At 70.3% G+C, this 24,200-nt stretch carries 24 protein-coding genes and 1 pseudogene; 6 read left to right on the forward strand and 19 right to left on the reverse strand.

Annotation, left to right across the window (positions count from 1 at the left end; genetic code table 11):
- A partial coding sequence (locus AB0C20_RS05245; protein ID WP_357567430.1) for an SUKH-3 domain-containing protein occupies nt 1-637 on the forward strand: 637 nt, incomplete at its 5' end.
- On the opposite strand, the gene AB0C20_RS05250 is transcribed toward AB0C20_RS05245, so the two are convergent.
- Nucleotides 634-1,365, reverse strand: a complete 732-nt coding sequence (locus tag AB0C20_RS05250; RefSeq protein WP_357184008.1) for a hypothetical protein — start codon at nt 1,363-1,365, stop codon at nt 634-636. The genes AB0C20_RS05245 and AB0C20_RS05250 overlap by 4 nt on opposite strands.
- Nucleotides 1,366-1,408: 43 nt before the next feature.
- On the opposite strand from AB0C20_RS05250, the gene AB0C20_RS05255 reads away from it, so the two are divergent.
- Nucleotides 1,409-1,870 (forward strand): MarR family transcriptional regulator, encoded by a 462-nt coding sequence (locus tag AB0C20_RS05255; protein ID WP_357184005.1) that lies wholly within the window; start codon nt 1,409-1,411, stop codon nt 1,868-1,870.
- A gap of 54 nt (nt 1,871-1,924) precedes the next feature.
- Here the strand turns inward: AB0C20_RS05255 and AB0C20_RS05260 are convergent.
- Nucleotides 1,925-2,104: pseudogene (locus AB0C20_RS05260) on the reverse strand (aldehyde dehydrogenase); the annotation flags it as partial.
- Nucleotides 2,105-2,246: 142 nt separating this feature from the next.
- Between AB0C20_RS05260 and AB0C20_RS05265 the strand changes: the two are divergent.
- Nucleotides 2,247-3,683 (forward strand): gamma-aminobutyraldehyde dehydrogenase, encoded by a 1,437-nt coding sequence (locus AB0C20_RS05265; protein WP_357184002.1) that lies wholly within the window; start codon nt 2,247-2,249, stop codon nt 3,681-3,683.
- 64 nt (nt 3,684-3,747) lie between these two features.
- A complete protein-coding gene (gene gabT / locus AB0C20_RS05270) occupies nt 3,748-5,019 on the forward strand; it encodes a 4-aminobutyrate--2-oxoglutarate transaminase (RefSeq protein ID WP_357567431.1) in 1,272 nt (423 codons plus the stop codon).
- A gap of 74 nt (nt 5,020-5,093) precedes the next feature.
- On the opposite strand, the gene AB0C20_RS05275 is transcribed toward gabT, so the two are convergent.
- The 14 genes from AB0C20_RS05275 to AB0C20_RS05340 form a co-directional block, all read right to left on the reverse strand.
- Nucleotides 5,094-5,768 carry a hypothetical protein gene (locus AB0C20_RS05275; RefSeq protein WP_266303627.1) on the reverse strand — a complete coding sequence of 225 codons (675 nt, stop codon included), beginning with the start codon at nt 5,766-5,768 and terminating at the stop codon, nt 5,094-5,096.
- 57 nt (nt 5,769-5,825) lie between these two features.
- Nucleotides 5,826-6,503, reverse strand: coding sequence for a M15 family metallopeptidase (locus AB0C20_RS05280; RefSeq protein WP_357183995.1), 678 nt, complete (start codon nt 6,501-6,503; stop codon nt 5,826-5,828).
- On the reverse strand, nt 6,500-7,630 hold the full coding sequence (locus tag AB0C20_RS05285; protein ID WP_357183992.1) for a D-alanine--D-alanine ligase family protein: 1,131 nt from the start codon (nt 7,628-7,630) through the stop codon (nt 6,500-6,502). Before AB0C20_RS05285 ends, AB0C20_RS05280 begins: the two co-directional genes overlap by 4 nt.
- Nucleotides 7,627-8,637, reverse strand: a complete 1,011-nt coding sequence (locus tag AB0C20_RS05290) for a pyridoxal-phosphate dependent enzyme (RefSeq protein WP_357183989.1) — start codon at nt 8,635-8,637, stop codon at nt 7,627-7,629. Before AB0C20_RS05290 ends, AB0C20_RS05285 begins: the two co-directional genes overlap by 4 nt.
- Before the next feature lie 73 nt (nt 8,638-8,710).
- Nucleotides 8,711-9,775 (reverse strand): HAMP domain-containing sensor histidine kinase, encoded by a 1,065-nt coding sequence (locus AB0C20_RS05295; protein ID WP_357183986.1) that lies wholly within the window; start codon nt 9,773-9,775, stop codon nt 8,711-8,713.
- The gene (locus AB0C20_RS05300) at nt 9,772-10,437 is read right to left on the reverse strand and encodes a response regulator transcription factor (protein ID WP_357183983.1); all 666 of its coding nucleotides are present in this window, start codon (nt 10,435-10,437) and stop codon (nt 9,772-9,774) included. Before AB0C20_RS05300 ends, AB0C20_RS05295 begins: the two co-directional genes overlap by 4 nt.
- Before the next feature lie 357 nt (nt 10,438-10,794).
- On the reverse strand, nt 10,795-11,640 hold the full coding sequence (locus tag AB0C20_RS05305) for a DUF559 domain-containing protein (protein WP_357567432.1): 846 nt from the start codon (nt 11,638-11,640) through the stop codon (nt 10,795-10,797).
- Nucleotides 11,641-11,917: 277 nt separating this feature from the next.
- Nucleotides 11,918-12,694 carry a G5 domain-containing protein gene (locus AB0C20_RS05310; RefSeq protein WP_357567449.1) on the reverse strand — a complete coding sequence of 259 codons (777 nt, stop codon included), beginning with the start codon at nt 12,692-12,694 and terminating at the stop codon, nt 11,918-11,920.
- 271 nt (nt 12,695-12,965) lie between these two features.
- Complete coding sequence (locus AB0C20_RS05315) at nt 12,966-14,147, reverse strand: saccharopine dehydrogenase C-terminal domain-containing protein (RefSeq protein WP_357183973.1); 1,182 nt, start codon at nt 14,145-14,147, stop codon at nt 12,966-12,968.
- Nucleotides 14,147-15,607 carry an FAD-dependent oxidoreductase gene (locus tag AB0C20_RS05320; RefSeq protein WP_357567433.1) on the reverse strand — a complete coding sequence of 487 codons (1,461 nt, stop codon included), beginning with the start codon at nt 15,605-15,607 and terminating at the stop codon, nt 14,147-14,149. Before AB0C20_RS05320 ends, AB0C20_RS05315 begins: the two co-directional genes overlap by 1 nt.
- A 37-nt stretch (nt 15,608-15,644) precedes the next feature.
- Nucleotides 15,645-16,481: an ABC transporter permease gene (locus AB0C20_RS05325; RefSeq protein ID WP_357183967.1), complete on the reverse strand. Its 837-nt coding sequence runs from the start codon at nt 16,479-16,481 to the stop codon at nt 15,645-15,647.
- Nucleotides 16,481-17,389, reverse strand: a complete 909-nt coding sequence (locus tag AB0C20_RS05330) for an ABC transporter permease (RefSeq protein ID WP_357183964.1) — start codon at nt 17,387-17,389, stop codon at nt 16,481-16,483. The genes AB0C20_RS05325 and AB0C20_RS05330 overlap by 1 nt, the downstream gene beginning before the upstream one ends.
- Nucleotides 17,386-18,543: an ABC transporter ATP-binding protein gene (locus AB0C20_RS05335; RefSeq protein WP_357567434.1), complete on the reverse strand. Its 1,158-nt coding sequence runs from the start codon at nt 18,541-18,543 to the stop codon at nt 17,386-17,388. The genes AB0C20_RS05330 and AB0C20_RS05335 overlap by 4 nt, the downstream gene beginning before the upstream one ends.
- On the reverse strand, nt 18,543-19,727 hold the full coding sequence (locus AB0C20_RS05340) for a spermidine/putrescine ABC transporter substrate-binding protein (protein ID WP_238683562.1): 1,185 nt from the start codon (nt 19,725-19,727) through the stop codon (nt 18,543-18,545). Before AB0C20_RS05340 ends, AB0C20_RS05335 begins: the two co-directional genes overlap by 1 nt.
- 214 nt (nt 19,728-19,941) lie before the next feature.
- On the opposite strand from AB0C20_RS05340, the gene AB0C20_RS05345 reads away from it, so the two are divergent.
- On the forward strand, nt 19,942-20,454 hold the full coding sequence (locus AB0C20_RS05345; protein ID WP_091394101.1) for an Lrp/AsnC family transcriptional regulator: 513 nt from the start codon (nt 19,942-19,944) through the stop codon (nt 20,452-20,454).
- On the opposite strand, the gene AB0C20_RS05350 is transcribed toward AB0C20_RS05345, so the two are convergent.
- Nucleotides 20,433-20,654 carry a DUF397 domain-containing protein gene (locus AB0C20_RS05350; RefSeq protein ID WP_238683563.1) on the reverse strand — a complete coding sequence of 74 codons (222 nt, stop codon included), beginning with the start codon at nt 20,652-20,654 and terminating at the stop codon, nt 20,433-20,435. The two genes, AB0C20_RS05345 and AB0C20_RS05350, sit on opposite strands and share 22 nt — an antisense overlap.
- Nucleotides 20,645-21,388 carry a DUF5753 domain-containing protein gene (locus tag AB0C20_RS05355; RefSeq protein WP_357567450.1) on the reverse strand — a complete coding sequence of 248 codons (744 nt, stop codon included), beginning with the start codon at nt 21,386-21,388 and terminating at the stop codon, nt 20,645-20,647. Before AB0C20_RS05355 ends, AB0C20_RS05350 begins: the two co-directional genes overlap by 10 nt.
- Nucleotides 21,389-22,166: 778 nt before the next feature.
- Between AB0C20_RS05355 and AB0C20_RS05360 the strand changes: the two genes are divergently transcribed.
- The gene (locus AB0C20_RS05360) at nt 22,167-23,513 is read left to right on the forward strand and encodes an aspartate aminotransferase family protein (protein ID WP_357567435.1); all 1,347 of its coding nucleotides are present in this window, start codon (nt 22,167-22,169) and stop codon (nt 23,511-23,513) included.
- Between the two features lie 199 nt (nt 23,514-23,712).
- Here AB0C20_RS05360 and AB0C20_RS05365 read toward each other — a convergent pair whose 3' ends face one another.
- Nucleotides 23,713-24,081, reverse strand: a complete 369-nt coding sequence (locus AB0C20_RS05365; RefSeq protein WP_238691079.1) for a DUF3499 domain-containing protein — start codon at nt 24,079-24,081, stop codon at nt 23,713-23,715.
- Between the last annotated feature and the right edge of the window lie 119 nt (nt 24,082-24,200).

A 24,200-nucleotide genomic window follows, 5' to 3' on the forward strand; every position in this document is an offset into this window, starting at 1 on the left:
CCGGGTCCGTGAGCCGGGCGATCCCGCTGGTGGGCCCGCCGAGCGGCCCTGCGACTCGTGCATCGCCTTCCTGGTGCGGGCGAACGTCCTGCCGGAGTCGGCTCGCGCGTACACCGAGACGTGGACCGCGCCGACGGCATCCGACCCCGATCCTGGGCGGTTCCCGGCGGAGGTCGCGAACGCACTGGTCGCGGCCGGTTGGCGGCCACACATCGGGGATCAGATCATGGCCGCCGCCGCCGTACGTGACGTCACATCGGTGCCGGGGCGCAACCATCGGCACGAGGTCTTTCCCGCCGCCGTGGAAGCGCTCACCGCGTTCCCCAGCCTGGTCGGCGCGCGGCGCGGCCGGGGCGAGCAGGTGTGGATCTCCCGTTTCGACATCCGCCCGCACACCATCGCGCACACCGCCGACACCCTCGCGGACTTCGGCGCGGTCCTCGGCGTACGCCTCTTTCCGATCGGCACCGAGCAACAGGACAGCATCCTGGCGGTGGACGAACGCGGTCGGGTCTTCGCGCTCGACCAGGCCGGCGAGTGGTTCCTCGGCGACACCATCGACGCCGCGCTGACCACACTGCTGCTCGGCCGCGCGCCCGCCCGGGTCCGCGACGACGGCACCTGGCAGGCCGACTAGTTCACCGCGGGGTGCTCGCGCAGGCGGCCACGCGCCAGCCCGGCTGAGCCGATCGCTGCGGCTCCCACGGCTGCCGCCAGCCGTACGACGCGCGGGCGGGTTCGCATACCCGCGAGGGTTCCCAGGCCCCAGACGGACGCCAGCGCGAGCGGTAGCCCACCCCGGCGAGCCCGCACGACTGAGGTGGCCACCGCGGCGGAGACCACGAGCAGACCTGCCGTCGCGGGCCCCACCACCTTTGGCGTCTTTCGATCCGCTCGTGCGGCAACGACGTTGACGGCACTTGCCAGGACCGTCCACCCCAGCAGTAGCCCGGTGCTGACCGGCGTGACAGCGTTCAGGCCCGTCGCCCGGGGTGCCTGCTGGAGCTGGACGTGGGCGGTCGCGGCGAGGCCCGCGGCGACCGGCAACAGGTACGGGGTGAGCGCGAACCGGTCGGTCTGGGCGGCCAGCGACCATGCGGCGTTCACCGCGTACGCGCCTGCCAGAGGCCAGCCTGTCCGGCGACTCAGCGAGTTGGTGCGGCCAGCCGGTAGGCACTGGCCCATTGTCGAGGCGACACAGCTTCCGAAGATCGGCGCCCAGATGACGAAGGCGTAGGGCGGTGGGGTGATCGCAGTGTCGTACCGATCGGTCCGCTCGCCCTGGCCAATCACCGCACCCAGGGTGGGCACCGCGACGAAGGCGGCGCACGTGGCGGCCAGGGCAACTGAACGTTCGGTGTCCATCGGGGCCTCCAGTCGGGTAGCTTAGTTTCTAAGCTAACTTACGATGGGCGGCGTGGACCAGCAACCGCACCAACTGGCATGGGCAGTGCACCACCTGGCAGCCGCCGCGGCCGAGGTGGACGCCTCGATAGCCCGCCGGATGAACTTGAGCGCCGGCGACTACCTGGCGCTCAAGCACCTGTTCGTCGCCGACGACCCACTCGGCCCGGTGGAACTGGGCCGCCTGCTGGGCCTTTCCTCAGGTGCTGCGACCGGGTTGGTGAACCGCCTGGAGCGAGCCGGGTGGATCCGCCGCGAACTGCGCACAGACGACCGCCGGCGCCAGACCCTCATGACAACGGTGAAGGCGAGCGGGACGCTGTTACGCGAACTCCGGTCATTGACCGAGGACATCGACCGCGCGGCCAGCCGCCTGGCACCCGACCAGCGCCGTCTGGTGACCGACGCACTCCTTGAGTTGGCTCAACTGCACCGTAGGCACGCCCGGCGACCAGGCCCCCCTTGACCAACCAGCCACCGCCCTGGCTGAACGGCGTTGCGACTAGCCCGGCAGCCGCCGCGCGGGCAGGGCCGCGGCCTGCGCGGCCACCCCGGCCGCAGCGGCGACGGCGGCGTCGACCTGGTCGGGCGTGGCGAATGTGGTACGCCCCACCGGGCGGCCGTCGTACGGGTGGTGGACTGTCAACCCACCCTCGCCGGTGGCGGGGCGGGAGGGGACGAAGAAGGCTGCGGGCTCCACGCCGAGCAGGGTAGCCGAGCGACCAGCCGACGGAAACAGTCGCGATAACCCTTGTCTGCCGCGAATTCAGTAGCGAAGATGGCAGAGAGATTGCGATAACCGCCGCAGAACCGCGCCCCCGGCCCCCTCGGAGTGATCCCTCATGAGTGACCAGCAGCAGCTGCGCAACTTCGTCAACGGCTCCTACGTCGACCCGTCCGATGGCGGTTACGCCGACCTGGTCGACCCCTGCACGGGTGAGGTGTTCGCCCAGGCCCCGGTCTCCGGCGCCGCCGACGTGGACGCGGCGATGAGCGCCGCCGCCACCGCCTTCGAGAGCTGGCGGGAGGTCACCCCTGCCGAGCGGCAGCGGGCGCTGCTCAAGCTCGCCGACGCCGTGGAGGCACGCGCCACCGAGCTGGTCGACGCCGAGGTCCGCAACACCGGCAAGCCCCGTCAGCTCACCGCCGAGGAGGAGCTTCCCCCGGCGGTGGACCAGTTCCGGTTCTTCGCCGGCGCCGCCCGGATGCTGGAGGGGCGGTCCGCCGGGGAGTACCTGGCCGGGCACACCTCGTACGTGCGGCGTGAGCCGATCGGCGTCTGCGCGCAGGTGACCCCCTGGAACTACCCGCTGATGATGGCGGTCTGGAAGATCGCGCCCGCGCTCGCCGCCGGCAACACAGTGGTGCTCAAGCCGTCCGACACCACACCGGTGTCGACGCTGCTGCTCGCCGAGATCGCCGCCGAGTTCTTCCCACCGGGGGTGCTCAACGTGGTCTGCGGCGACCGGGACACCGGTCGTACCCTCGTGTCGCACCCGACCCCGCAGCTGGTGTCGATCACCGGCTCGACCCGCGCGGGCATGGAGGTCGCCGCCGCGGCGGCCCCCGACCTCAAGCGCACCCACCTGGAGTTGGGCGGCAAGGCCCCGGTGGTGATCTTCGACGACGCGGACGTGGCGGCGGCCGCCGAGGCCATCGCGCTGGGCGGCTACTTCAACGCCGGGCAGGACTGCACGGCGGCCACCCGGGTGCTCGCCGGCCCCGGCGTCCACGACGACTTCGTGGCGGCGCTCGCCGAGCAGGCCCGCAACACGAAGACCGGCGCCCCGGACGACGCCGACGTGCTCTACGGTCCGCTGAACAACGCCAACCAGCTCACCCGGGTCAGCGGTTTCGTGGACCGCCTGCCGGACCACGCGGCGATCCAGACCGGCGGGTCCCGGCAGGGCGAACGCGGCTACTTCTACGCGCCGACAGTGGTCTCCGGGCTGCGTCAGGCCGACGAGATCATCCAGGACGAGGTGTTCGGGCCGGTCATCACCGTGCAGCGCTTCTCCGACGAGGACGAGGCGGTGCGCTGGGCCAACGGCGTCGACTACGGCCTGTCCGCGTCGGTCTGGACGCGGGACCACGGCCGGGCCATGCGGATGACCCGTCGTCTGGACTTCGGCTGCGTCTGGGTCAACACGCACATCCCGTTCGTCTCCGAGATGCCGCACGGTGGCTTCAAGCACTCCGGGCACGGCAAGGACCTCTCGGTCTACAGCCTGGAGGACTACACCCGGATCAAGCACGTCATGCACAACCTGGGGGGCTAGTGAAGCGCGAGGAGTGAGCCGGGTTTGCGAGCCCCGCAGTCGCGAACGAAGGAGGCACAGCCCCATGACCACTTCCGAGGAGCTGCACAAGCGGCGCGGCGATGCCGTGGCCCGAGGTGTCGGCAGTGTGATCCCGTCCTACGTGGACCGCGCGTCCGGCGGGACGATCACCGACGTCGACGGCCGGGAGTGGATCGACTTCGCCGCCGGCATCGCCGTGACCAGCGTGGGCAACTCGGCCCCGAGGGTGGTCGAGGCGGTCCGGGCGCAGGTGGAGCGGTTCACCCACACCTGCTTCATGGTCGCGCCGTACGAGTCGTACGTGGCGGTGTGCGAGCAGCTCAACGCGTTGACGCCCGCCGGGTTCGCGAAGCGCTCGGCGTTGTTCAACTCCGGGGCCGAGGCGGTGGAGAACGCCGTCAAGGTCGCCCGACACGCCACCGGGCGGCCGGCGGTAGTGGTGTTCGACCACGCGTACCACGGCCGCACCAACCTGACCATGGCGTTGACAGCGAAGAACATGCCGTACAAGCACCGGTTCGGGCCGTTCGCCGGGGAGATCTACCGGGTGCCGATGTCGTACCCGCTGCGCGATGGTGGGCTCTCCGGAGCGGAGGCGGCGGCGCGAGCCGTCGAGATGATCGAGAAGCAGGTCGGCGCGGAGAACGTCGCCGCGCTGCTCATCGAGCCGATCCAGGGCGAGGGTGGCTTCGTCGTACCCGCGCCGGGTTTCCTGCCCGCGCTGCGGGCCTGGGCGACGGCGGCCGGGGTGGTCTTCGTCGCCGACGAGATCCAGACCGGCTTCTGCCGCACCGGCGACTGGTTCGCCTGTCAGCACGAGGGCGTCGAACCCGACCTGGTGACACTCGCCAAGGGCATCGCCGGTGGCCTGCCGCTGGCCGCGGTGACCGGTAGGGCCGAGCTGATGGACGCGGTGCACGTCGGTGGGCTCGGCGGCACGTACGGCGGCAACCCGATCGCCTGCGCCGCCGCGCTGGCCACCATCGAGACAATGCACGAGCTGGACCTGGCTGGTGCGGCCCGACGGATCGAATCGGTGCTGGTCCCCCGGCTACTGGCCATCGCCGAGCGGGATCCCCGGGTCGCCGAGGTACGCGGCCGGGGCGCGATGCTCGCCGTGGAGCTGGTGCTGCCGGGCACGCTCACCCCCGACCCGGTCGCCACGGCGGCGATCTCGGCGGCCTGTCACGCCGCCGGCCTGCTCACCCTGACCTGCGGCACGTACGGCAACGTGCTGCGCCTCCTGCCCCCGCTGGTGATCTCCGACGGGCACCTCGGTCGGGGTGCCGACCTCCTCGACGCCGCCTTCGGCTGAGCGGCGGAGCAGGCTGAACGGCGGAGCAGGCTGAACGGCGGAGGGGCCCGGTGCACGGGCCCCTCCGCCGAGGGTCAGCGAAGCACCTCGACAGTGTTGCGGCGCACCAGGTTCTTGCCCGGCTCGCGGATCTGCTCCATGGCGGCGGAGTTGAGCAGCACGCAGCTGCCCGACGGGCCGGTCACCGTCACAGTGGTCGCCCGGTTGTTGTCCAGGTTGGTCACCCGCAGCCGGGTACCCACCGGGAACTGCCCGCTGGTCGCCGCCGGTCCGGCCGCCTCCTCGAAGAAGGTGATCGCCCCGGAGCACGCCGACTGGGGCGCCGGGCCGGGTGCGCCGGGAGACGCGGCGCCCGGGCGGACGGTGCCGGGGGCCGGAGCGCCGGCGGGCGGGGCCGCGCCGTCGACGCGTTCCACCACGTTGCGGCGGATCACGTTCTTCCCCGGCTCGCGGACCAGCTCCATGGCCGCCGCGTTGAGCAGCACGCAGCTGCCCGACGGGCCGGTCACCGTCACGGTGGCAGCCCGGTTGTTGTCCAGGTTGGTCACCCGCAGCCGGGTACCCACCGGGAACCTGTCGCTGGTCGCCGCCGGCGCCCCGCCCTCCGCGGAGAAGGTGACCGAGCCGGAGCAGACCGACGACCGTGCCGGGGCCGTGTCGGCGAACCCGAAGCTGGTCCCCACCGACACGCCCACCGCGGCGAGCACCGCCACGCTCGCTGCCAGCACGTGCCTGCGCTGCACCCTCATCGCCGTCACTCCCGTCCTCGGTGGTGTCCTTCACTCACCGGTACGGACCGGAGCGTCCTACCGTTCAGCCGGCACGGGTATCGATCGTGCGACGGCCAGGTCCACCGGCCCGTACCGGGTGCGCGAGGCCCCGGTGATCAGCGCCCAGTAACGGTCGCCGTACGACCAGTGCCACCACTCGGTCGGGTAGTTGACCATCCCGGCGCCGCCGAGGACGTCCACCATGATCTGCCGGTGCCGGCGAGCGGTGCCGCCGATCGTCGGCGCGTCGGTGAAGCAGGCGTCGGCGCTGTCCTCCGGGGTGGCGTCGATGGCCGTGCCCAGGTCCAGCTCCACACCGTCGTCGGTGCAGAGCGTCAGGTCCACGGCTCCGCCCGTGCTGTGAGGGGCCACCTCGACCGGTGAGACGAACTTCGTGGTCTCCCGGTGCAGCCGCTGCGGCGACCAGTCCGGGTGCCGTCGGCGCAGCTCGTCGCGGTAGCCGGTGAAAATGGCCAACTGCGCCTGGTACGGCCGGTAGCCCTCGACCACCAGCAACCGCAGCCCACCGGGCAGAGCACGCTGCGCGGCCAGCAGGCGATCCACGACACCGGTGCGCAACCGGGCGTACGCCCCGGCCGGGTCGGCCGCGCGGCCGTCGAGCCGCAACTCCGGCAGCTCACGCAGGTCCACGAACTCCTCGCCGTCGTCGGCGCTGGGCACCGCCGCCACCCGAGGGTCGGAGAGCAGGATCATCGGATGCTCCCCGCCGTGTTCGTAAACCGTTCCGCGTGCCGGAGCCGTGCCAACTCGACGAGTCGGTCCACCACCTCCCGGTAGCCGACCCCGACGGCTGCCCACACCTTCGGGTACATCGAGTGCGCGGTGAAGCCGGGCATGGTGTTCAGCTCGTTGACGTACAGCTCACCGGACGTCTCGTCGTAGAAGAAGTCGACCCGGGCCAGACCCCAACCACCGATCGCGGCGAACGCGCGCAGCGACAGCTCGCGGACCCGCGCGGTCACCTCGTCCGGCAGCACGGCGGGGACGATCATCGGGTCGGCGTCGCCGAAGTACTTCTGCTGGTAGTCGAACCAGCCGCCGCTGACCTGCACCTCGCCCACCGCCGACGCCTCGGGACGCCAGCCGCCGAGCACCGCGCACTCCAACTCCCGGCCGGCGACACCCTGCTCGACCATGACGAGTTGGTCGTGGCGAAGCGCCTCCTCCACGGCGGCGGCCAGGTCGTCACCCTCGCCGACGCGGGAGATACCGATCGACGAACCCATGCTGGCCGGCTTGACGAACAGTGGCCGGCTCAGCCCGGTCACCAACTTCTCCGGGTCGTCGACCGCCCGGTAGGCGTGCGCGTCGAACGACACGTACGGGGTGACGGGGATGCCCTCGGCGCGCAGCGCCCGCTTCATCGCCACCTTGTTCATGCCGACCGCGGAGGCGAGGATGCCGCACCCGACGTACGGCACGTTCAGTGACTCCAGCAGCCCCTGCACCACACCGTCCTCGCCGTACGGGCCGTGCAGCACCGGGAAGACCACGTCCAGTTCGGCGTGCACCGCGCCGGGAGCGTTACCGGCGGACACCTGCACGACGCCCGGACGCGGACCGGCCCGCAACTCGACGGCCGGCCCGGTCACCACCAACTGGTCGTCGATGGCCCGCTCGCCGGCCGGTCGGTCGCGCAACTCGGCCAGCAGCGCGTCGGGCATCAGCCGGAAGCCGCCGCTGCGGGTGACGCCGATGGCGACAGTGCGGTAGCCGCCACCGGCGAGCGCCCGGGCCACCCCGAGCGCTGAGGCACAAGACACCTCGTGCTCCGCCGACGGTCCACCGAACAGGATTCCGATCCGAACTGGCGCGCTCACGCCGCCGCCCCTTCCTCAGCCAGGTCGGCGGATCGCGGGGCCATCAACCGGGCCACCAGCGCCGCCTCCACGTTTCCGCCGGTCAGCACCACGCCGACCGTCCGCTGCCGGTCCCGGTCCGGTGGAAGTCGGAGGGCGCCGGCCAGGCCCGCCGCCCCGGACGGCTCGGCGAGCACCTTCAGCTCCGTCAGGATCAGCCGGAACGCGGCGGCGATCTCGTCGTCGTCGACCCGGACGACCCCGCGCAGCGTGTTCCGCACGATGGCGAACGGCAGCTCACCCACGCAGGACGGCCGCAGCCCGTCAGCGATGGTGGGCGCTGGCGCGACCGGCACACGTACACCGGCCGCCAGGCTGCGGGCCAGCGAGTCGCAACCCACCGGCTCCACGCCGTACACCTCGATGCCGGAGCCGGCGGCGGCCAGGCACGCGCCGGCCACCCCGCCACCACCACCCACCGGTACGACAAGCGCGTCCAACGGCGTCCCCGCGCGCTCGGCGTCCTCGATCAGCTCCAGGCTCGCGGTGCCCTGCCCGGCGATCACGTCCGGGTGGTCGTACGCGTCGACGACCGGGTGACCGCTCTCGTCGCTTAGGCCGTTGGCCACCGCCACCCGCTCCTCGACGCTGGTGCCGGCGAACACCACCCGCGCTCCCGCCGCACGCGCTCGGTCGACCTTCGTCGATGCCGCGTCGACAGGCAGCACCACTGTCGCCGCGAGCCCGTGCTGCCGGGCCGCCAACGCCACCGCCACCGCGTGGTTGCCGGTGCTCTGCGCGATCACCCCGGTGTGGCCGGCCATCGCGAGGCGGCCGACCGCGCGTAGCGCGCCCCGCATCTTGTACGAGCCACCGTTCTGGAGGTTCTCGGCCTTGAGCAGGACCCGCGCCCCGGCAAGCTCGTCGATCACCGGGGAGCGCAGCACCGGGGTACGGACGACGCGGCCGGCAAGCCAGTGGCTGGCCTCCTCGACATCGGCCCGGACCTGGCCAACGGTGCGTGTCATCGGTTCTCCTTTTCGGGCACACCACAGGCGGGGTCCAGCGGTACGTGGACCCCGGGAAAGGTGGGTGGACGTGTCAGTTCACTGTGGGTAGCTGGACGTCGACCCGCAGGCCGCCGTACTCGGCGGGCCGGGCCGCGATAATGCCGTCGTGGGCCTGGGTGATCGAGCGGGCGATGGCCAGGCCCAGGCCGGCCCCACCGCCCTGCGAGGTCCGGTCCCGGGCGAGTCGGCGGAACGGCTCGAACAGGCCGGCCACCGCCTCGGCCGGCACGGGCTGGCCGGTGTTGACAACGGACAGCGCGGGCACGCCACTCACCACGACGGTCAGTGTGCCGCCCGGCCGGTTGTACTTGATCCCGTTCTCCACCAGGTTGGTGACCAGGCGTTCCAGCAGCACCCGCTCGCCGACGACGATGCGGGGTTCGAGATGGGTCTCCACTGCGACCCCGGCCTCCCGGGCCCGGTCCAGGTAACCGGCCAGCACCGCCTCGACGATCGTGTCCAACCGCTGCGGTATCCGCGATCGGAGGCCCTGGTCACTCTCGCTGAGCGCGAGCAGGCCCTCGATCAGTCGTTCGTTGCGCTCGTTGGTCTCCAGCAGCTGACTGGTCAGCAGCTCCAACTGCTCACCGTTGAGCGCCCTGGCCATGCCGACCTCGATGAGCGTCCGCTGCACGGCGAGGGGCGTCCGCAGCTCGTGCGAGGCGTTCGCGGCGAACCGTCGTTGCCCCTCGTACCCGGCGGAGACGCGTTCCATCATCTCGTCGATCGCCCGGGACAGCCGGGCCAACTCGTCGCGGCCCCGCGGCCGGATCCGGTGACCGAGGTTCTGCGGGCCCAGGTGCCCAATCGGCCCGGCCAGGTCAGCGACCGGGCGCAGACACCACACAGCGGCGAACCAGAGCCCCACCAGGACTGCCACTGTCACGAACAGGACGGCCACCAGGGGCAGCATGAACGCCCCCGGCCGCATGTTGCTGCACACCGTCGACAACCCGGGCATGGGCACGTCACAGAACTGCTGCCCCCAGGTCCAGGTCACCCCCGACAGCCACTTGCCCGTCGTCGGCAGTATCGGGCCGGCCAGCAGCGCCAGCAGCCCCACCAGCAGCACCCGACGTCGAGGCGTCCAGCTCACGCCGGGCCGCCGATGCGGTAGCCGGCCTTCGGAACGGTGTGGATGATCGCCGGATCGCCGAGCTTCTTGCGCAGTGTCATCACTGTGACCCGTACGGCGTTGGTGAACGGGTCGGCGAACTCGTCCCAGGCCTGCTCCAGCAACTCCTCGGCGCTGACCACCTGGCCGTCAGCGCGCAGCAGCACGTGCAGCACCGCGAACTCCTTCGGGCTCAACGCGAGGGGGCGGCCGTCCCGGGTGGCCAGGTGCCGGCCCACGTCCAAGGCCAGGCCATCCTGGGCGAGCACCGGTGGCAGCGCCGGCGTGGACCGCCGCCCGAGGGCCTGCACCCGGGCCACCAACTCGGCGAAGGCGAACGGCTTCGTCAGGTAGTCGTCCGCGCCGAGGCCCAGGCCCTCTACCCGGTCCCGGATGCCGGCCGCCGCGGTGAGCAGCAGCACCCGGGTGCCGACCTGTGAGTCGGTGATGCTGCGGCACACCTCGTCGCCGGTGTGTCCGGGCATGTCCCGGTCCAGCACCGCGACGTCGTACCGGTTCACCCCGACCCGCTCCAGCGCACCGTCACCGTCGTAGCAGACGTCGACGGCCATCGAGAGGCGGCGCAGCCCTTCGGCCACCGTGTCCGCCAACAACCGCTCGTCGTCCGCCACCAGCACCCGCACGTTTTTCCGCTCCCCCAGTTCGGCTTGCCCGGCATACCGTCGCAGGACCGGGTTAAGGGTTCTGTAAGGACCCGTCGCAGCCATCCTCCACGCGGGTGTCCAGCGGGCAAACCACCGCAAGCCAGCCCTGGTCGACTTCGTGCCCGTCGCACGTCCTCTGAGCCATCCGTCCCCCGAAGGCCGAGGCGGATTGGCGAGCGCGGGTGAGCTGCGTCACTCTGGGCCGCCCCGCCCCGTCGATCTTGCACTTTGTGTTGCCCAAATATCCCTAAGGCGTTATCTGTCGGGACAGAAAGTGCAAGATCGACGGGGGTGACGGGGTGACGGGGTGACGGGGTGACGGGGGTGCTGGTGTGGTTAGGAGAGGGCGGCGCGGATGGTGGCCTTGATGTGCTGGGGGCGGCGGTAGAGGTCACGGTCGGTGAAATAGCGCATCCGCCAGCCCGCAGCGTCCAGCCAGTTGACCCGCTCCCGGTCGTGTCTGAGCCGTTCACGGTCCAGGTGCGACAGTCCGTCGTACTCGATGCCGATCCGGCGTTCGCGGTAACCCAGATCCAGCCGGTAGAGAGCTGTGCCATGACGGTCGGCCACCCATAGTTGCGGCTCCGGTGGAGGCAGCCCCCCATCGATCAGAATCAGTCGCAACTGGCTCTCCTGTCGGCACTCCGCCCTGCCGTCGGCCAGCGGTACGAGTTGCCGGGCTTGGCGGACACCACGCAACGCGTTGTGGGCTGCGACCTCGACAAGCAGGTCATCCTGGGTGACCAAGCCCGACCGCAGCGCGGCATCGAGTACCGGGAGTGCGTCGAGTCGTCGGACGGCGCGAGCCAGGTCGACCGCACAGCGAGCCGCCGGCACACAGGGCAGACCGTCGACGAAGACCGGCCGAACGGGTAGCACCGTCCGGTGAACGACCACCCCGGGTAGACGGGGCTTTGGCACCTCGGCGGGCAGATGAACGTGGATCAGATCATCACGCAGAACCCCGAAGCCGTGTCGGCGGGCGGCACTCTGCCTCGCCAACATCGCCCCGTCGGGCAGCCGGAGCAGCAGTGCGCGCAGTGCGTCATCGTCGCCGCAGGGTTGGTCGGCGTAGACCCCTCTGCGTACGCGGTGCAATTCCTCGCGGTCGAGCCGACTACGGATTCGCCCAACGGTGAGTTGCCGCATGAGTGCGTCGGTACGCCACAACTGAGTTGCCATGGGAGCAGGCTGACCAACCCGGGAGCCCATAGAGGTCCCGCGACGACCACCTGTGGAAAACCGTCCCCCCTGTGGACAACCCCCAACCCCACCCCCTGCCGTGCTAGCGCCTCACCCCCCGGACTCCCCGGCCCCGAATCATCACTCCCGCGATCTTGCACTTCCTGTCGTCGATACGCCCTATATGCAGCGAAAGGTCGGCGCAGAAAGTGCAAGATCGCGGGGGCGCGGGCGGGGGCGCGGGCGGGGGCGCGTGGGGTGCGGGGGCGCGGCGGGGTTAGTCGCAGGCTATGCCGTCGCCGTCTCGGTCCAGGTCGTAGATGTCGTTGCCGATCACCCTGATCGGTCCGCTGACATAGGCGGGGCCGTTGCCACTGCCACCCGCGCAGTCGACGTCGCTGGCGATCGGGACGCAACCGCTGTAGTTCGGGTGGCACTTGGACGACTGCGGCTTCTTGGTGCCGACGGCGACGACCTGGGTCACCGGCTGCTTCGTCACTGCGGACTTGACCAGTTTCTTGGCCGTCCGCACGCCATCGGTGGTGGTCACCTCGTAGGTCAGGGTCCGGACGCCGTTCACGCCCTTGGTCCGGACTACCCGCTTGCCCTCGGCCAGTGACGAGTCCTTGACGGTCCGCTCGCCGTACCGGATGGTGGCCTTCTCCGTCACGGTTGTCACCTGCACCACTGGCGCGGGCGCCGCCGACGAGGACGCCGTGGCGGGCGCCGCCGACGTGGGCACCGTGGAGGGCGCCGACATGGGCACCGTGGAGGGCGCGGCGGCGGGGGCCTCCTCGGTCGGTTCGCCGGGCGCGGCCAGGATCGGCTGCTGCGGCTGCTCGGCGGCCGTGCCGGTCTTTGTCGGTTCCGGCTCGCCGGTCAACGCGCCGACGATGGCGGTGCCGGCGCAGCAGAGCAGCAGGAGCGACAGCGTCACCGAGCCGAGGATCACGGCGACCCGGCTGGCGGGGGTGGCCCGGCGGAACCAGTTCGGTCGGGGCGTCTGGCCGAACGACGGCGGGTAGGGCGGCCCCGGGTTCTGTGGTGGTTGCATCGTCACGGCGATGAGTGTCGTCGCAAACACAGCCTGCAATATCCCCCGTCGCGCTCGTCACCTGCGCCTTTCGCTTCGCCGGGAAGATCGGTGGGCGCGCTCGCGGGCGACGAGTCGGCAGGTGCGGCGAACCTCCAGGTTGGCAGGGCAGGGCCGATCGTGCGGGTGTCAGCACCATCAAAAGCCGCAGATCACCACGCACCGCATCGACAAGGGATCGGAGGTCCAACGGCGACGACGGAACTGTCGCGATGCCGTCAGCGGGGCAGGCTCACCGCTCCTCCATCGCCCATGGTGACCCGTAATCGTTCAGCAGGTCGAGGAAGGGCATCGGGGGCAGCGCTTCCGGCCCGAGCACCCCGACACCGGCCCACGCGCCGCTGGCGAGCAACTCCAACGCGACGACCGGGTTGACGGCGGTCTGCCAGACGACCGCCTGGTGCCCGTACTCCCGCATCGACCACTCGTTGTCGACCACGTGGTACAGGTAGACCTCGCGGGGTTGCCCGTCCGGGCCGAGGCCGCGTACCCAGGTGCCGGCGCAGGTCTTGCCGCGCATCCGGGCACCGAGCGTCGCCGGGTCGGGCAGACTCGCGGCTACCACGTCACGCGGGGAGACCTCGACGCCGCGTACCCGCACCGGGGAGACAGCGTCCAGGCCGAGCTTGTGCAGCGTCTTGAGCACCTCGATGAACTCGTCACCGAGGCCGTACTTGAAGGTGACCCGCCGGGCCTTGACCCAGCGCGGGATGAGCAGCACCTCCTCGTGCTCGACGTTGACGCACTCGACCGGCCCGATCCCCTCCGGAAAGTGGAAGACCTCCGGCTCGGAGAACGGTTCGGTGGTGAACCAGCCCCGGTCCCGCTCCCAGATGACCGGCGGGTTGAGGCACTCCTCGATGGTGGTCCAGATGGAGAACGAGGGCGCGAAGTCGTACCCGTCGACTGTGAGGTTCGCCCCGTCCCGGACACCGATCTCGTCGATCTCGCTGAACAGGTCGTCGGCTGCGTAGCGGGCGAACACGTCGGAGAGGCCGGGCTCGACCCCGATGCCGCACAGCGCCAGCCGACCGGCCGCCGACCAGGTGTCGGCCAGCGCGAACTGTTCGTCGCCGAGCTTCACGCCGGTCTCGACGTGCGACAGCGACATCGCCATGTCCAGGTAGTCCGCGCCGGCAGCGAACGCACCGTTGAAGATCGGCATGACGAACCGCGGGTCGACGGCGTTCAGCACGTGCGTGATCCGGTGCTCCCGGCACAGCGCGGTGACCGCGTCGGCCGAGGAGGCGTCCACCTGGGCCGCGACGAACCGGTCACCGTGCCCGGCGACCGCACGCTCGGCCCGAACGGGGTCGTGGTCGGCGACCACGATGGTCTCGAAGAAGGTCCGTCGGGCGGCGATGGCTACGGCGGCGGAGCCGACGCCACCGGCGCCGACGAGGAGGACACGCATCAGGAATCAAACCCCAAACCGAAACGATCGAGAGTACGGAGCCAGAGGTCGCGCCGGCCCTCGCGCGCGTCGGCGCGGGCCAGTGACCAGCGGGTGAGATTGATGCCGATCGCGCGGACGGGTTCCGGCGGGAACGGCAGTGGCTTGCGGCGAACCAGGTCGAGTCGGGTCAGCGGGGTGTTCCCGCCGTCGAGCAGGTCGAGCAGCACCCGGGCCCCGAAGCGGGTGGCCCCAACGCCGAGGCCGGTGTATCCGGCCGCGTACGCCAGCCGACCGCCGTAGACGGTGCCGAAGAACGGGCAGAACCGGGTGCAGGTGTCGATGACCCCGCCCCAGCGGTGGCTGAACCGCACGTCGGCGAGCTGCGGGAACGTGGTGAAGAAGTGGCGGGCGAGGGTGGTGAAGGTGGCCTGCCGTTGTTCCAGCTCGGGCGCGACCCGGTTGCCGTAGTGGTAGACGGCGTCGTAGCCGCCGAAGAGGATCCGCCCGTCGGTGCTGATCCGGTAGTAGTGGAACTGGTTGGCGGTGTCGGCGAGCCCCTGCCGGTTGCGCCAACCGATGGCGTCGCGCTGAGCCGGGGTGAGGGGCTCGGTCATCAGCACGTGGTCGTAGACCGGCACCAGGTACGCCCGCAGCCGGCGCAGCAACGGCGGGAACGCGTTGGTGGCAAGCACCACCCGGCGCGCCCGTATCGAGCCGGGTTGACCTGTGGCGCGGGTGTCGGCGGGGTCGGCCGGGTGGGCGGTGGGATCGGTGCCCACTGTGCTGGCGTGCAGCGCGGCGTTGTCGGCGCGCAGGCCGGTGACCCTTGTGTGCTCGTGCACGCGTACGCCGAGGTCGAGGCAGGCGCGGCGCAGCCCCCAGGCCAGCTTCGCCGGGTCCACCAATGCCACCCGGTCGGCGTCGAACATTCCACCCAGGTACGTCGGTGAGTGCACCTCGGCGCGTACCTCGTCCCGGTCGAGCAGCAGCACCCGGTGGCCGTACCGGCGGGCCAGGTCCGCGTCGGCGGCCAGCCCGTCGAGTTGGTACGGCTCGACGGCGACGGCCAGCTCACCGGTGCGCTCGAAGTCGCAGTCGATGTCGAACGTCGCGACTGTGGCGGCGATGGCGTCCAGGTTGTCCCGGCCGAGGCGTTCCAACTCGCCGACCTCGTCGGGAAACCTGTCGACGCCGTTGGCGAGGCCGTGGGTCAGCGAGGCGGCGCAGAACCCGCCGTTGCGCCCCGACGCGGCCCAACCGCAGGTCCCGGCGTCGACGAGCAGCACGTCCCGGTCCGGGTCCGCCTGCTTCGCCAACAGCGCGGCCCACAGTCCGCCGTAGCCGCCGCCGATCACCAGCAGGTCGGCGGAGTGCCGGCCGCTCAGTGGCGGTAGCGGGTCGGGGCGGTCCGGGCGGTCGAGCCAGTACGGCACGGGTGCCGCGTCGGCAAGCGCCCGGCCGGTGTGCGGGAGCGTCATGACGGTTCACTGGTCGGAAGACCCGCATGCCGGAGGGTCATGACGACCGACGCAGGTGACCTGACGGCCCGGCCAGCAGGTTGGCGCGGCGGGCCCGTCGACCGCGCAGCGAGCTGAGCCCCACGAGCAGCAGCGCGACAGCGAACATCGCGGTGCCGATCACGTTGACCTGCGGTGGGATGCCACGCTGGGCAGCGCCCCAGACGTACATCGGGAACGTGACTGTGGTGCCGGCGTTGAAGTTCGTGATGATGAAGTCGTCGAAGCTCAGCGAGAAGGCCAGCAACGCGGCGGCCACGATGCCGGGCAGTACCAGCGGCAGGGTGATCCGTCGGAAGGTCTGCCACTCGTTTGCGTAGAGGTCCATGGCGGCCTCCTCCAGTCGCCGGTCCATCCCGGCGAGCCGCGCCTTCACTGTCACCACCACGAACGACACGCAGAACATCACGTGCGCTATCACGATGGTCCAGAAACCCTGCGGTACGCCCGCCGAAACGAACAGGGCCAGCAACGACGTGCCCATCACCAGCTCCGGGGTGGCCATCGGCAGGAAGATCAGCACGTTGATCCCGGATCGGCCACGGAAGCGGTGCCGGACCAGCGCGAACGCCATCAGGGTGCCGAGCACAGTGGCGACCACCGTGGCGATAAAGCCGATCCGCACGCTGCGGACCACCGCGTCGCACATGTCCGAGGTGGCGCAGGGCTGCCGCCAGTTGTCCAGTGTGAACTCGTTGAAGTCGTAGGACAGCCGGCTCGATGGCCGGTTGAACGACAACGCGGCCACCACCAGGATCGGCAGCGCCAGGTAGCCGAGCACCAGCAACGCCACGATCATCACCCAGCGGTCCGCCAACCAACGGGAAAGTCGCATTAGAGGACCTCCTCCGTGCCGGCTCGACGGAGGTAGCCGAAGACCACAGCGAGGATCGCCGCCATCAGCAGGAACGACAACGCGGCGCCCTGCGGGTAGTCCAGGCGGACCAGGAACGCCGAGTCGATGACGTTGCCGATCATGTATTCGTTCGGGGTGCCGAGCAGTTCGGCGTTGATGTAGTCGCCGCTGGCCGGGATGAAGAACAGCAGCGTGCCGGCGACCAGACCGGGCATTGACAACGGCAGCGTCACCCGACGGAACGCCTGTACCGGGCTCGCGTACAGGTCGGTGGCCGCCTCCAGCAACCGGGGGTCCAGCCGCTCCAGGCTCGCGTACAGCGGCAGCACCAGGAACGGCAGGAAGTTGTACGTCAGGCCGAGCACCACAGCGAACGGGGTGGCCAACAGCCGACCGTCCGGGGCGAGCAGGTGCACGCCGCGCAGCAGACCGACGAGCGCGCCGTTGTCCGACAGGATCGTCTTCCAGGCCAGTGTGCGGACCAGGAAGCTGGTGAACATCGGCGCGACGACGCACACCAGCAGCAGGTTCTTCCAGCGGCCGGCCTTCTGCGCGATGGCGTACGCCAGTGGGTAGCCCAGCAGCAACGCCAGCACCAGGGCCATCCCGGCGTAGCCGAACGAGCGCAGGAACTGCGGCCAGTACGCCTGCAGCACGTCGGGGTAGTTGCTGACCGCCCAGGTCATCGCGTACCCGGTGGAGAGCGAGCCGCCGGGGTCGTACAGGCTGGCCGCCGCCAACTGCACCAACGGCACACCGAAGAAGATGAGCAGCCAGGCCGCACCGGGCAACAACAGGAGGTACGGCAGGAGCCGGCGCCGCCCGGACCGGGCTGCCGGTGGCACGGGTGGCGGCTGCCCCGCCCTGGTGGGGGCCAGCAGGGTCACGACGACGCACCCACCGGCTCGTCCAGCACCGGCGATGTCCGGTCGGTGTCGGCGGCGTCGCGGGGCAGCAGGAACGCGTGCCGCGGATCCCAGTACGCCACGGCCTCGCTGCCGACCGCCACCGGCGTCGACGTCCCGCTGTTGGCGGCGAAGACCGACAACTCGGTGCCCCAGCCGGTGCGCAGCAGGTACTGCGTGCTGACTCCCACGTAGGAGGCGTCGGTGACCACTCCGGTGACGTGCTGATGCCCAGCGGGCACCTGGTCGGCGGAGCCGACCAGAATCAGCTTCTCGGGGCGTACCCCCAGGTGGACTGGACCGTGGTCGGCCCGTGAGCGGCCGGCGGGCACCGAGAAGCGCGTGCCGTGCGCCGTCACCGCGACCTCGCCGCCACCGGCGCCGGTGGCCTCGCCGGCGAGCAGGTTCGACTGGCCGAGGAAGTTCGCCACGAAGGCGGTGGCGGGAAACTCGTAGAGGTCGGCGGGAGGACCGAGTTGCTCGATCCGGCCGGCGTTCATCACCGCGACGGTGTCGGCCATTGTCATGGCCTCCTCCTGGTCGTGGGTGACATGCACGAAGGTGATGCCGACCTCGGTCTGGATGCGCTTCAGCTCGATTTGCATCTGTCGGCGCAGCTTGAGGTCTAGTGCGCCCAGCGGCTCGTCGAGCAACAGCACCTGCGGCCGGTTGATCAGGGCGCGGGCCAACGCGACCCGCTGCTGCTGGCCGCCGGAGAGCTGGGCGGGGCGGCGGTTGCCGTACCCGTCGAGTTGCACCAGCGACAGCATCCGGGTGACCTCGTCGTCGACCGAGCGGATGCCGCGTCGGCGCAGCCCGAAGGCGACGTTCTCGAAGATGGTGAGGTGCGGAAAGAGCGCGTAGCTCTGGAAGACGGTGTTGACCGGTCGCTTGTATGGCCGCAGCCGGGCGATGTCCCGGTCAGCGAGCAGCACCTGGCCGCTGGTCGGCTCCTCCAGGCCGGCGATCATCCGCAACGTGGTGGTCTTGCCGCAGCCGGACGCGCCGAGCAACGCGAAGAACGAGCCCCGCTCGATGGTCAGGCTCAGGTCGTCGACAGCGGTGAAGACGCCGAACCGTTTGGTGAGGTTGGCCAGGCGCAGGTCGCCGGCGGGTGTCTCGCGCGCCATCCTCATCACGCCCCGATGACCTGTTGGAACTTGCCCTCGTACTCCTTCTCCTGCTTCTCGTCCAGCGCCATGAAAACCTTGGACTTCGACAGCAGCGCCTCATCCGGGAAGATCAGCGGGTTGGCGGCCAGCTCGGGGTCGATCTTCTCCATCTCGGCCTGAGCGCCCTTTACCGGGCAGATGTAGTTGACGTACGCGGCGAGCTTCGCCGCGACAGCCGGCTCGTAGTAGTAGTTGATCAGGGCTTCGGCGTTGCCTTTGTGGGTGGCCTTGTTGGGGACCATCATGTTGTCGCTGTAGAGCATCACGCCGGAGTCCGGTGCGACGAACCGCACCTTCTCGTCCTCACCGGACAGTTGGATGACGTCGCCGGACCAGCCGATACACGCGGCGATGTCGCCCTTGGCCAGGTCGGGCGCGTAGTCGTTGCCGGTGAACTTGCGGATCTGCCCGGAGTCGACTGCCTTCTTGAGCTTGTTCAGGGCGTCGTCGAACTGGGCGGCGGTGAAGTTCGCCGGGTCGTGCCCGTTGGACCCGAGCAGCAGACCCATGGTGTCGCGCATCTCGCTGAGCGCTGTCACCTTGCCCTTGAGATCGGGGCGGGTGAGCAGTTCGTCGACAGTCCGCAGTTCCTTCGTGACGTTGCCGTTGTAGGCGAGGCCGGCGAGGCCGGACTGCCACGGGATGGAGATCCGGTTCTCGGCGTCGAAGGGGCGGTTGAGCAGCGACGGAAGCAGGTTGGCCTGCACGTTCGGGATCTTCGCCGGGTCCAGCTTCTGGATCCAGCCGAGCCGGATCATCCGGGCCGCCATCCAGTCGGTAAGCACGATGATGTCCCGGTCGGTGCTCTGGCACGCGGCGAGCTGGTTCTGCACCTTGCCGAAGAATTCGTTGTTGTCGTTGATGTCCTCGGTGTAGGTCACCTGAATGCCGGTCTTCGTGATGAACTCGTCGAGGCTCGGCCGCTTGGACTCGTCAGCGTCGTCCACGTCCATGTACTGCGGCCAGTTGGCGAAGGCGAGTTTCTTCTCGGTGCCGGAGAGGTCCTCGCTGACGCAGCCAGCTTCGGTCTGTTGCGCGCCCTTGGTGCCGCAGCCCGCGAGGCTGCCACCCATGGTGAGCAGGGCGGCCGAGCCGAGAGTGCCGGTGAGCAGTCCACGCCGGGAGAGGGGCCGGAGGGGAGTACGCATGACGACTCCTAGGGGGTCATCGTCGGCGGGCGGGACGGGGAGGCACGCCGGCGGGAATGTCGGGAGGGTCAAGTGCCATGGACGACTGATCCTGACATGAGGTGACCTCCCTTACAAGGGATTCCGTTGCGGGAATAGCGATGCACGACGAAATACGCCAGACTACGCGGGGATACACGCGCGACATCACGATTCGGGACATGGGGAGCGGGCAATGACAAACCGGCAGCACGAGAACAGCAACGGCGGTCGACGCGTCGCTGTCCGTGACGGCGCCAATCACGCTCTGCTGGATGACGTGGCAAAGCAGATCATCGAGCAGCTCCAGGAGGACGGCCGTCGCCCGTACGCGACGATCGGCAAGGCGGTGGGGCTGTCCGAGGCGGCGGTCCGCCAGCGGGTGCAGCGACTGCTCGACTCCGGCGTGATGCAGATCGTGGCGGTGACCGATCCGCTCCAGCTCGGCTTCAACCGGCAGGCGATGATCGGCCTCCGAACCGACGGCGACCTGGAAGCTGTCGCGGACCGGCTGGCCGAGTTGGACGAGGTCGACTACGTCGTGATCACCGCCGGGTCGTTCGACCTGCTCACCGAGGTGGTCTGCCGCAACGACGACCACCTGCTGGAGATCCTGCAACGACTGCGCGCGGTGCCCGGGGTGCTCTCCACCGAGGCGTTCGTCTATCTCAAGCTGCGCAAGCAGACCTACACCTGGGGTACGGCCTGACGCTGCCCGCCGCTCGCCGCGCTGACCGCGCCGATGAACGACGCCCAGGCGGTCGGCGCGAAGGTCAGGGCGGCGCCGTCGCGATCCTTGCTGTCACGCACCAGCACCCGGCCGGGCAGGTTGTCGGCCACCTCGACGCAGGCACCACCGTTGTTGCTGCTGCGGGTCGCGGTGCGCCAGCGGGCGTCGGTCATGTCCATGTCGTGGCCACTTCCCCGATCAGCTCGATCGACCGTCGTTGGGGGAACGCCTCACCGGTGACGCTCTCCCACCTGCGTCCCAGGCTAGCGACGTCGAGGGGATCGGTCACGACCTGACCGCGGAGCTGATTGTCGAGATACGCCAATTCCGCCCCGTCGGGCAGCCGCCCCAGAATGAACGGGCCGGCCAGCCCGGTGTGCCACGGGCTCTCGGCCGGGATGATCCGGACCTGCACGTGCTCCCACTCGGCCACTCTCGCGAGGTGGGCCAACTGAGCGGCCATCACGGCGCGGTCACCGACCGGCCGGCGCAGCACCACCTCGTCGATCACCGCCACGAGCTGCGGTGGAGCATCGCGGCACAGGACCGCCTGCCGTTCGAGGCGGCCCGCCACGATCTGGTCCACCTCGGACGGTGCGACCAGCCCGCCGGTGCCCAGGATCGCGCGGGCGTACCCCTCGGTCTGCAGCAGACCCGGCACGAGCAGCGGCTCATACCACCGGAGCGAGGTGGCGTCCTGTTCCAGGTCGGCCCACGGCCGGAACCACGGCAGGTCACGGCGGCGGAACGGCTCCGGCCAGAGATCGGCCGCGTCCCGGCGCAGGACCTCGGCCACCGCCACCCGGGTACGTGGATGCGGGATGCGCCCCGAAGCGAGCCACCGCCCCGCCGTCTTCGGGTCGACGCGGACCTTCTCGGCCAACGACTCGACGGTCTCCCCCGCCTCGGCCATCGCCACCCGCAACGCCTCGTTCGCCACCGCACCCTCCCGCCGCTCCTCCGTGCCGTGACGGACGACTCCGGGTCGTTCGCCCAGCAGGCGCGCTGCGACGCCGCTCGATGCACGTTGCGGCGGACGATAGCCACGCTGCGTGTCCGTGTCTGCGACCTACGGCGTGTTGCGGTGGGACGTGTTGGCGCGCAGCCAGAACGCCCCCGACCGTCCCCGAAGTGCCCCACCAGCGTCCCAAGGCCCACGGTCCGCGGCTTTCGGCCCCGCGCGCCCGCTCCCGCGCTTGATCCACTCGACTTCAGCAATGTCGCGGTATCAACCACGTCCGGACACCGCGATCTCGGCGAAACAGAGTGGATCGATCCGGCGGCCGAGGGAGGCGCTACCACCGGCCGGGCCCTTTGGAGCTGATGTCGCAAACGAGTCGCGGACGGCAGCACCCGGTGACGGGCCGGCCTGCCTGGCCGACGGGCGCGAATCCGGGAGGGCACGTGGCGCGGCCCCCACAGGACGGCCGTGATGCCACAAACGATTCAGCTCCAAAGGCAGCCACCAGCACACCTCCGCCTCCCGCCGACGACTCCTGCCGACCGCCGACCAACCGGCCCACAAGTGATGCGGATTCCGTTGCATCTGTGACGCCCCTACGCTAAATCCGTCGCCAACTGACCGTGATACCGCCGATAACACTTGCTTCCGTGGTTAAGACTGTGCGATAACCGTTGGCAGAGCGGCCGGCCTCACCCCTTTGACCGGCCCGACGACCGATGGGGCTGACATGGCCAACGCCACCGACCACCTCTGGATGCACTTCACCCGGATGGCGAGCTACTCCGCCGGTGAGGTGCCGACCATCGTGCGCGGCGAGGGAGCGTACGTGTGGGACGCGCAGGGTCGCCGCTACCTGGACGGGCTCGCCGGGCTCTTCGTGGTCAACGCCGGCCACGGTCGCACCGAGCTGGCCGAGGCCGCCGCCAAGCAGGCCGGCGAGCTGGCCTACTTCCCGCTCTGGTCGTACGCGCACCCGAAGGCCATCGAGCTTGCCGAGAGGATCGCCGCGCTCACCCCCGGCGACCTCAACCGGATCTTCTTCACCACCGGCGGCTCCGAGGCCGTCGAGGCGGCGTGGAAGCTGGCCCGCGCGTATTTCAAGCGCACCGGGAAACCCAACAAGTACAAGGTGATCAGTCGGTACATCGCCTACCACGGCACCTCCATGGGTGCCCTGTCGATCACCGGCCTGCCCGGCATCAAGAGCGACTTCGAGCCACTGGTGCCGGGCGCGATCAAGGTGCCGAACACGAATTTCTACCGGGCGCCCGAGCACGGCGACGACCCCGAGGCGTTCGGCCGTTGGGCCGCCGACGAGATCGGTCGGGCCATCGAGCGGGAAGGGCCGGACACCGTCGCCGCGGTCTTCCTTGAGCCGGTGCAGAACTCCGGCGGGTGCTTCCCACCACCGCCCGGCTACTTCGAGCGGGTACGGGAGATCTGCGACGCGTACGACGTGCTGCTCGTCTCGGACGAGGTGATCTGCTCGTGGGGTCGGTTGGGCGAGTACTTCGGCGCGGTGCGCTACGGCTACCAGCCGGACATCATCACCACTGCCAAGGGCATCACCTCCGGCTACGCCCCGCTTGGCGCGATGATCGCCAGCGACCGGCTGATGGAACCGTTCCTCACCGAGACCGGCATGTTCGCCCACGGGGTGACCTTCGGCGGGCACCCGGTCTCCTGCGCGGTGGCCCTGGCCAACCTGGAGGTGTTTGCCCGGGAGGACCTGGTCGGGCACGTACGCGCCAACGAGGACGACTTCCGGGCCACCCTGGAGAAGCTGTACGACCTGCCGATCGTCGGCGACGTCCGCGGCGACGGCTACTTCTACGGGATCGAACTGGTCAAGGACAAGACCACCCGGGAGACCTTCACCGAGGCCGAGTCGGAGCGCCTGTTGCGCGGCTTCCTCTCGACCGCCCTGTTCCAGGCGGGCCTCTACTGCCGGGCCGACGACCGGGGCGACCCGGTCATCCAGCTGGCCCCACCCCTGATCGCCGAGCAGCAGCACTTCGACGAGATCGAGCAGATCCTCCGCACAGTCCTAACCCAAGCCTGGACCAAGCTCTAACCCACCCACCCACCCACCCACCACCCACCACCCACCCACCACCCACCCACCGCTGTTGATCAAGAGGTTTGCGTCAAAAACGCTCCGGCTGATGACCGAAACCTCTTGATCAACCCCGGGGGCGGGAGCGCCGGGGGCGGGAGCGCCGGGGGCGGGAGCGCCGGGGGCGGGAGCGCCGGGGGCCGGAAGGGGTGCGGGGTTAGTGGTTGGGGGGGATTACCCGCAGGTGGCCTCGGCGGCCGGTCTGGTGGGGGTGCTCGGGACGGTTCTGGTCCGGCTCCGGGGGGCGGGGGGCCGGTCGGGCGGCTTCGCGGACCGCTTCGGCCAGCGCGACCAGGTCGTCGGTGGTGGGCGGCGGCGGCTCGAACTCGCCCTCGTGTCGGACGACGTCCCAGCCTCGCGGCGCGGTCAGGCTGCGGGCGTGCGGCTCGCAGAGGTCGTACGTGTGCGGCTCGGCGAACGCCGCCAGCGGCCCCACCACCGCTGTCGACTCGTTGTAGACATAGGTCAATGTGGCGACCGCTTGCCGGGGGCAGCCGTTACGGGAGCAGCGCCGTGGTGACCTCACGTGCGGCAGGGTATCTCCATTACCGGGTCCGGCGCATCGCTTCGCGTTGCGACACGCCCGTCATGGTGATCACAGTCGACCGTTCTGGGCGCGCCGCGCCACGGGAGCGGCGCTGCCGC

The sequence above is a fragment of the Micromonospora sp. NPDC048843 genome (assembly GCF_040649965.1).
Lineage (GTDB): Bacteria > Actinomycetota > Actinomycetes > Mycobacteriales > Micromonosporaceae > Micromonospora > Micromonospora hortensis.

Excerpts from the sequence above, each read along its gene's own strand:
- AB0C20_RS05250 (WP_357184008.1), bottom strand. The coding sequence starts at position 1,365 with ATGGACACCGAACGTTCAGTTGCCCTGGCCGCCACGTGCGCCGCCTTC.
- AB0C20_RS05255 (WP_357184005.1), top strand. The coding sequence starts at position 1,409 with ATGGGCGGCGTGGACCAGCAACCGCACCAACTGGCATGGGCAGTGCAC.
- AB0C20_RS05265 (WP_357184002.1), top strand. The coding sequence starts at position 2,247 with ATGAGTGACCAGCAGCAGCTGCGCAACTTCGTCAACGGCTCCTACGTC.
- gabT (WP_357567431.1), top strand. The coding sequence starts at position 3,748 with ATGACCACTTCCGAGGAGCTGCACAAGCGGCGCGGCGATGCCGTGGCC.
- AB0C20_RS05275 (WP_266303627.1), bottom strand. The coding sequence starts at position 5,768 with ATGAGGGTGCAGCGCAGGCACGTGCTGGCAGCGAGCGTGGCGGTGCTC.
- AB0C20_RS05280 (WP_357183995.1), bottom strand. The coding sequence starts at position 6,503 with ATGATCCTGCTCTCCGACCCTCGGGTGGCGGCGGTGCCCAGCGCCGAC.
- AB0C20_RS05290 (WP_357183989.1), bottom strand. The coding sequence starts at position 8,637 with ATGACACGCACCGTTGGCCAGGTCCGGGCCGATGTCGAGGAGGCCAGC.
- AB0C20_RS05305 (WP_357567432.1), bottom strand. The coding sequence starts at position 11,640 with ATGGCAACTCAGTTGTGGCGTACCGACGCACTCATGCGGCAACTCACC.
- AB0C20_RS05310 (WP_357567449.1), bottom strand. The coding sequence starts at position 12,694 with ATGCAACCACCACAGAACCCGGGGCCGCCCTACCCGCCGTCGTTCGGC.
- AB0C20_RS05315 (WP_357183973.1), bottom strand. The coding sequence starts at position 14,147 with ATGCGTGTCCTCCTCGTCGGCGCCGGTGGCGTCGGCTCCGCCGCCGTA.
- AB0C20_RS05320 (WP_357567433.1), bottom strand. The coding sequence starts at position 15,607 with ATGACGCTCCCGCACACCGGCCGGGCGCTTGCCGACGCGGCACCCGTG.
- AB0C20_RS05325 (WP_357183967.1), bottom strand. The coding sequence starts at position 16,481 with ATGCGACTTTCCCGTTGGTTGGCGGACCGCTGGGTGATGATCGTGGCG.
- AB0C20_RS05335 (WP_357567434.1), bottom strand. The coding sequence starts at position 18,543 with ATGAGGATGGCGCGCGAGACACCCGCCGGCGACCTGCGCCTGGCCAAC.
- AB0C20_RS05340 (WP_238683562.1), bottom strand. The coding sequence starts at position 19,727 with ATGCGTACTCCCCTCCGGCCCCTCTCCCGGCGTGGACTGCTCACCGGC.
- AB0C20_RS05345 (WP_091394101.1), top strand. The coding sequence starts at position 19,942 with ATGACAAACCGGCAGCACGAGAACAGCAACGGCGGTCGACGCGTCGCT.
- AB0C20_RS05350 (WP_238683563.1), bottom strand. The coding sequence starts at position 20,654 with ATGGACATGACCGACGCCCGCTGGCGCACCGCGACCCGCAGCAGCAAC.
- AB0C20_RS05355 (WP_357567450.1), bottom strand. The coding sequence starts at position 21,388 with ATGGCCGAGGCGGGGGAGACCGTCGAGTCGTTGGCCGAGAAGGTCCGC.
- AB0C20_RS05360 (WP_357567435.1), top strand. The coding sequence starts at position 22,167 with ATGGCCAACGCCACCGACCACCTCTGGATGCACTTCACCCGGATGGCG.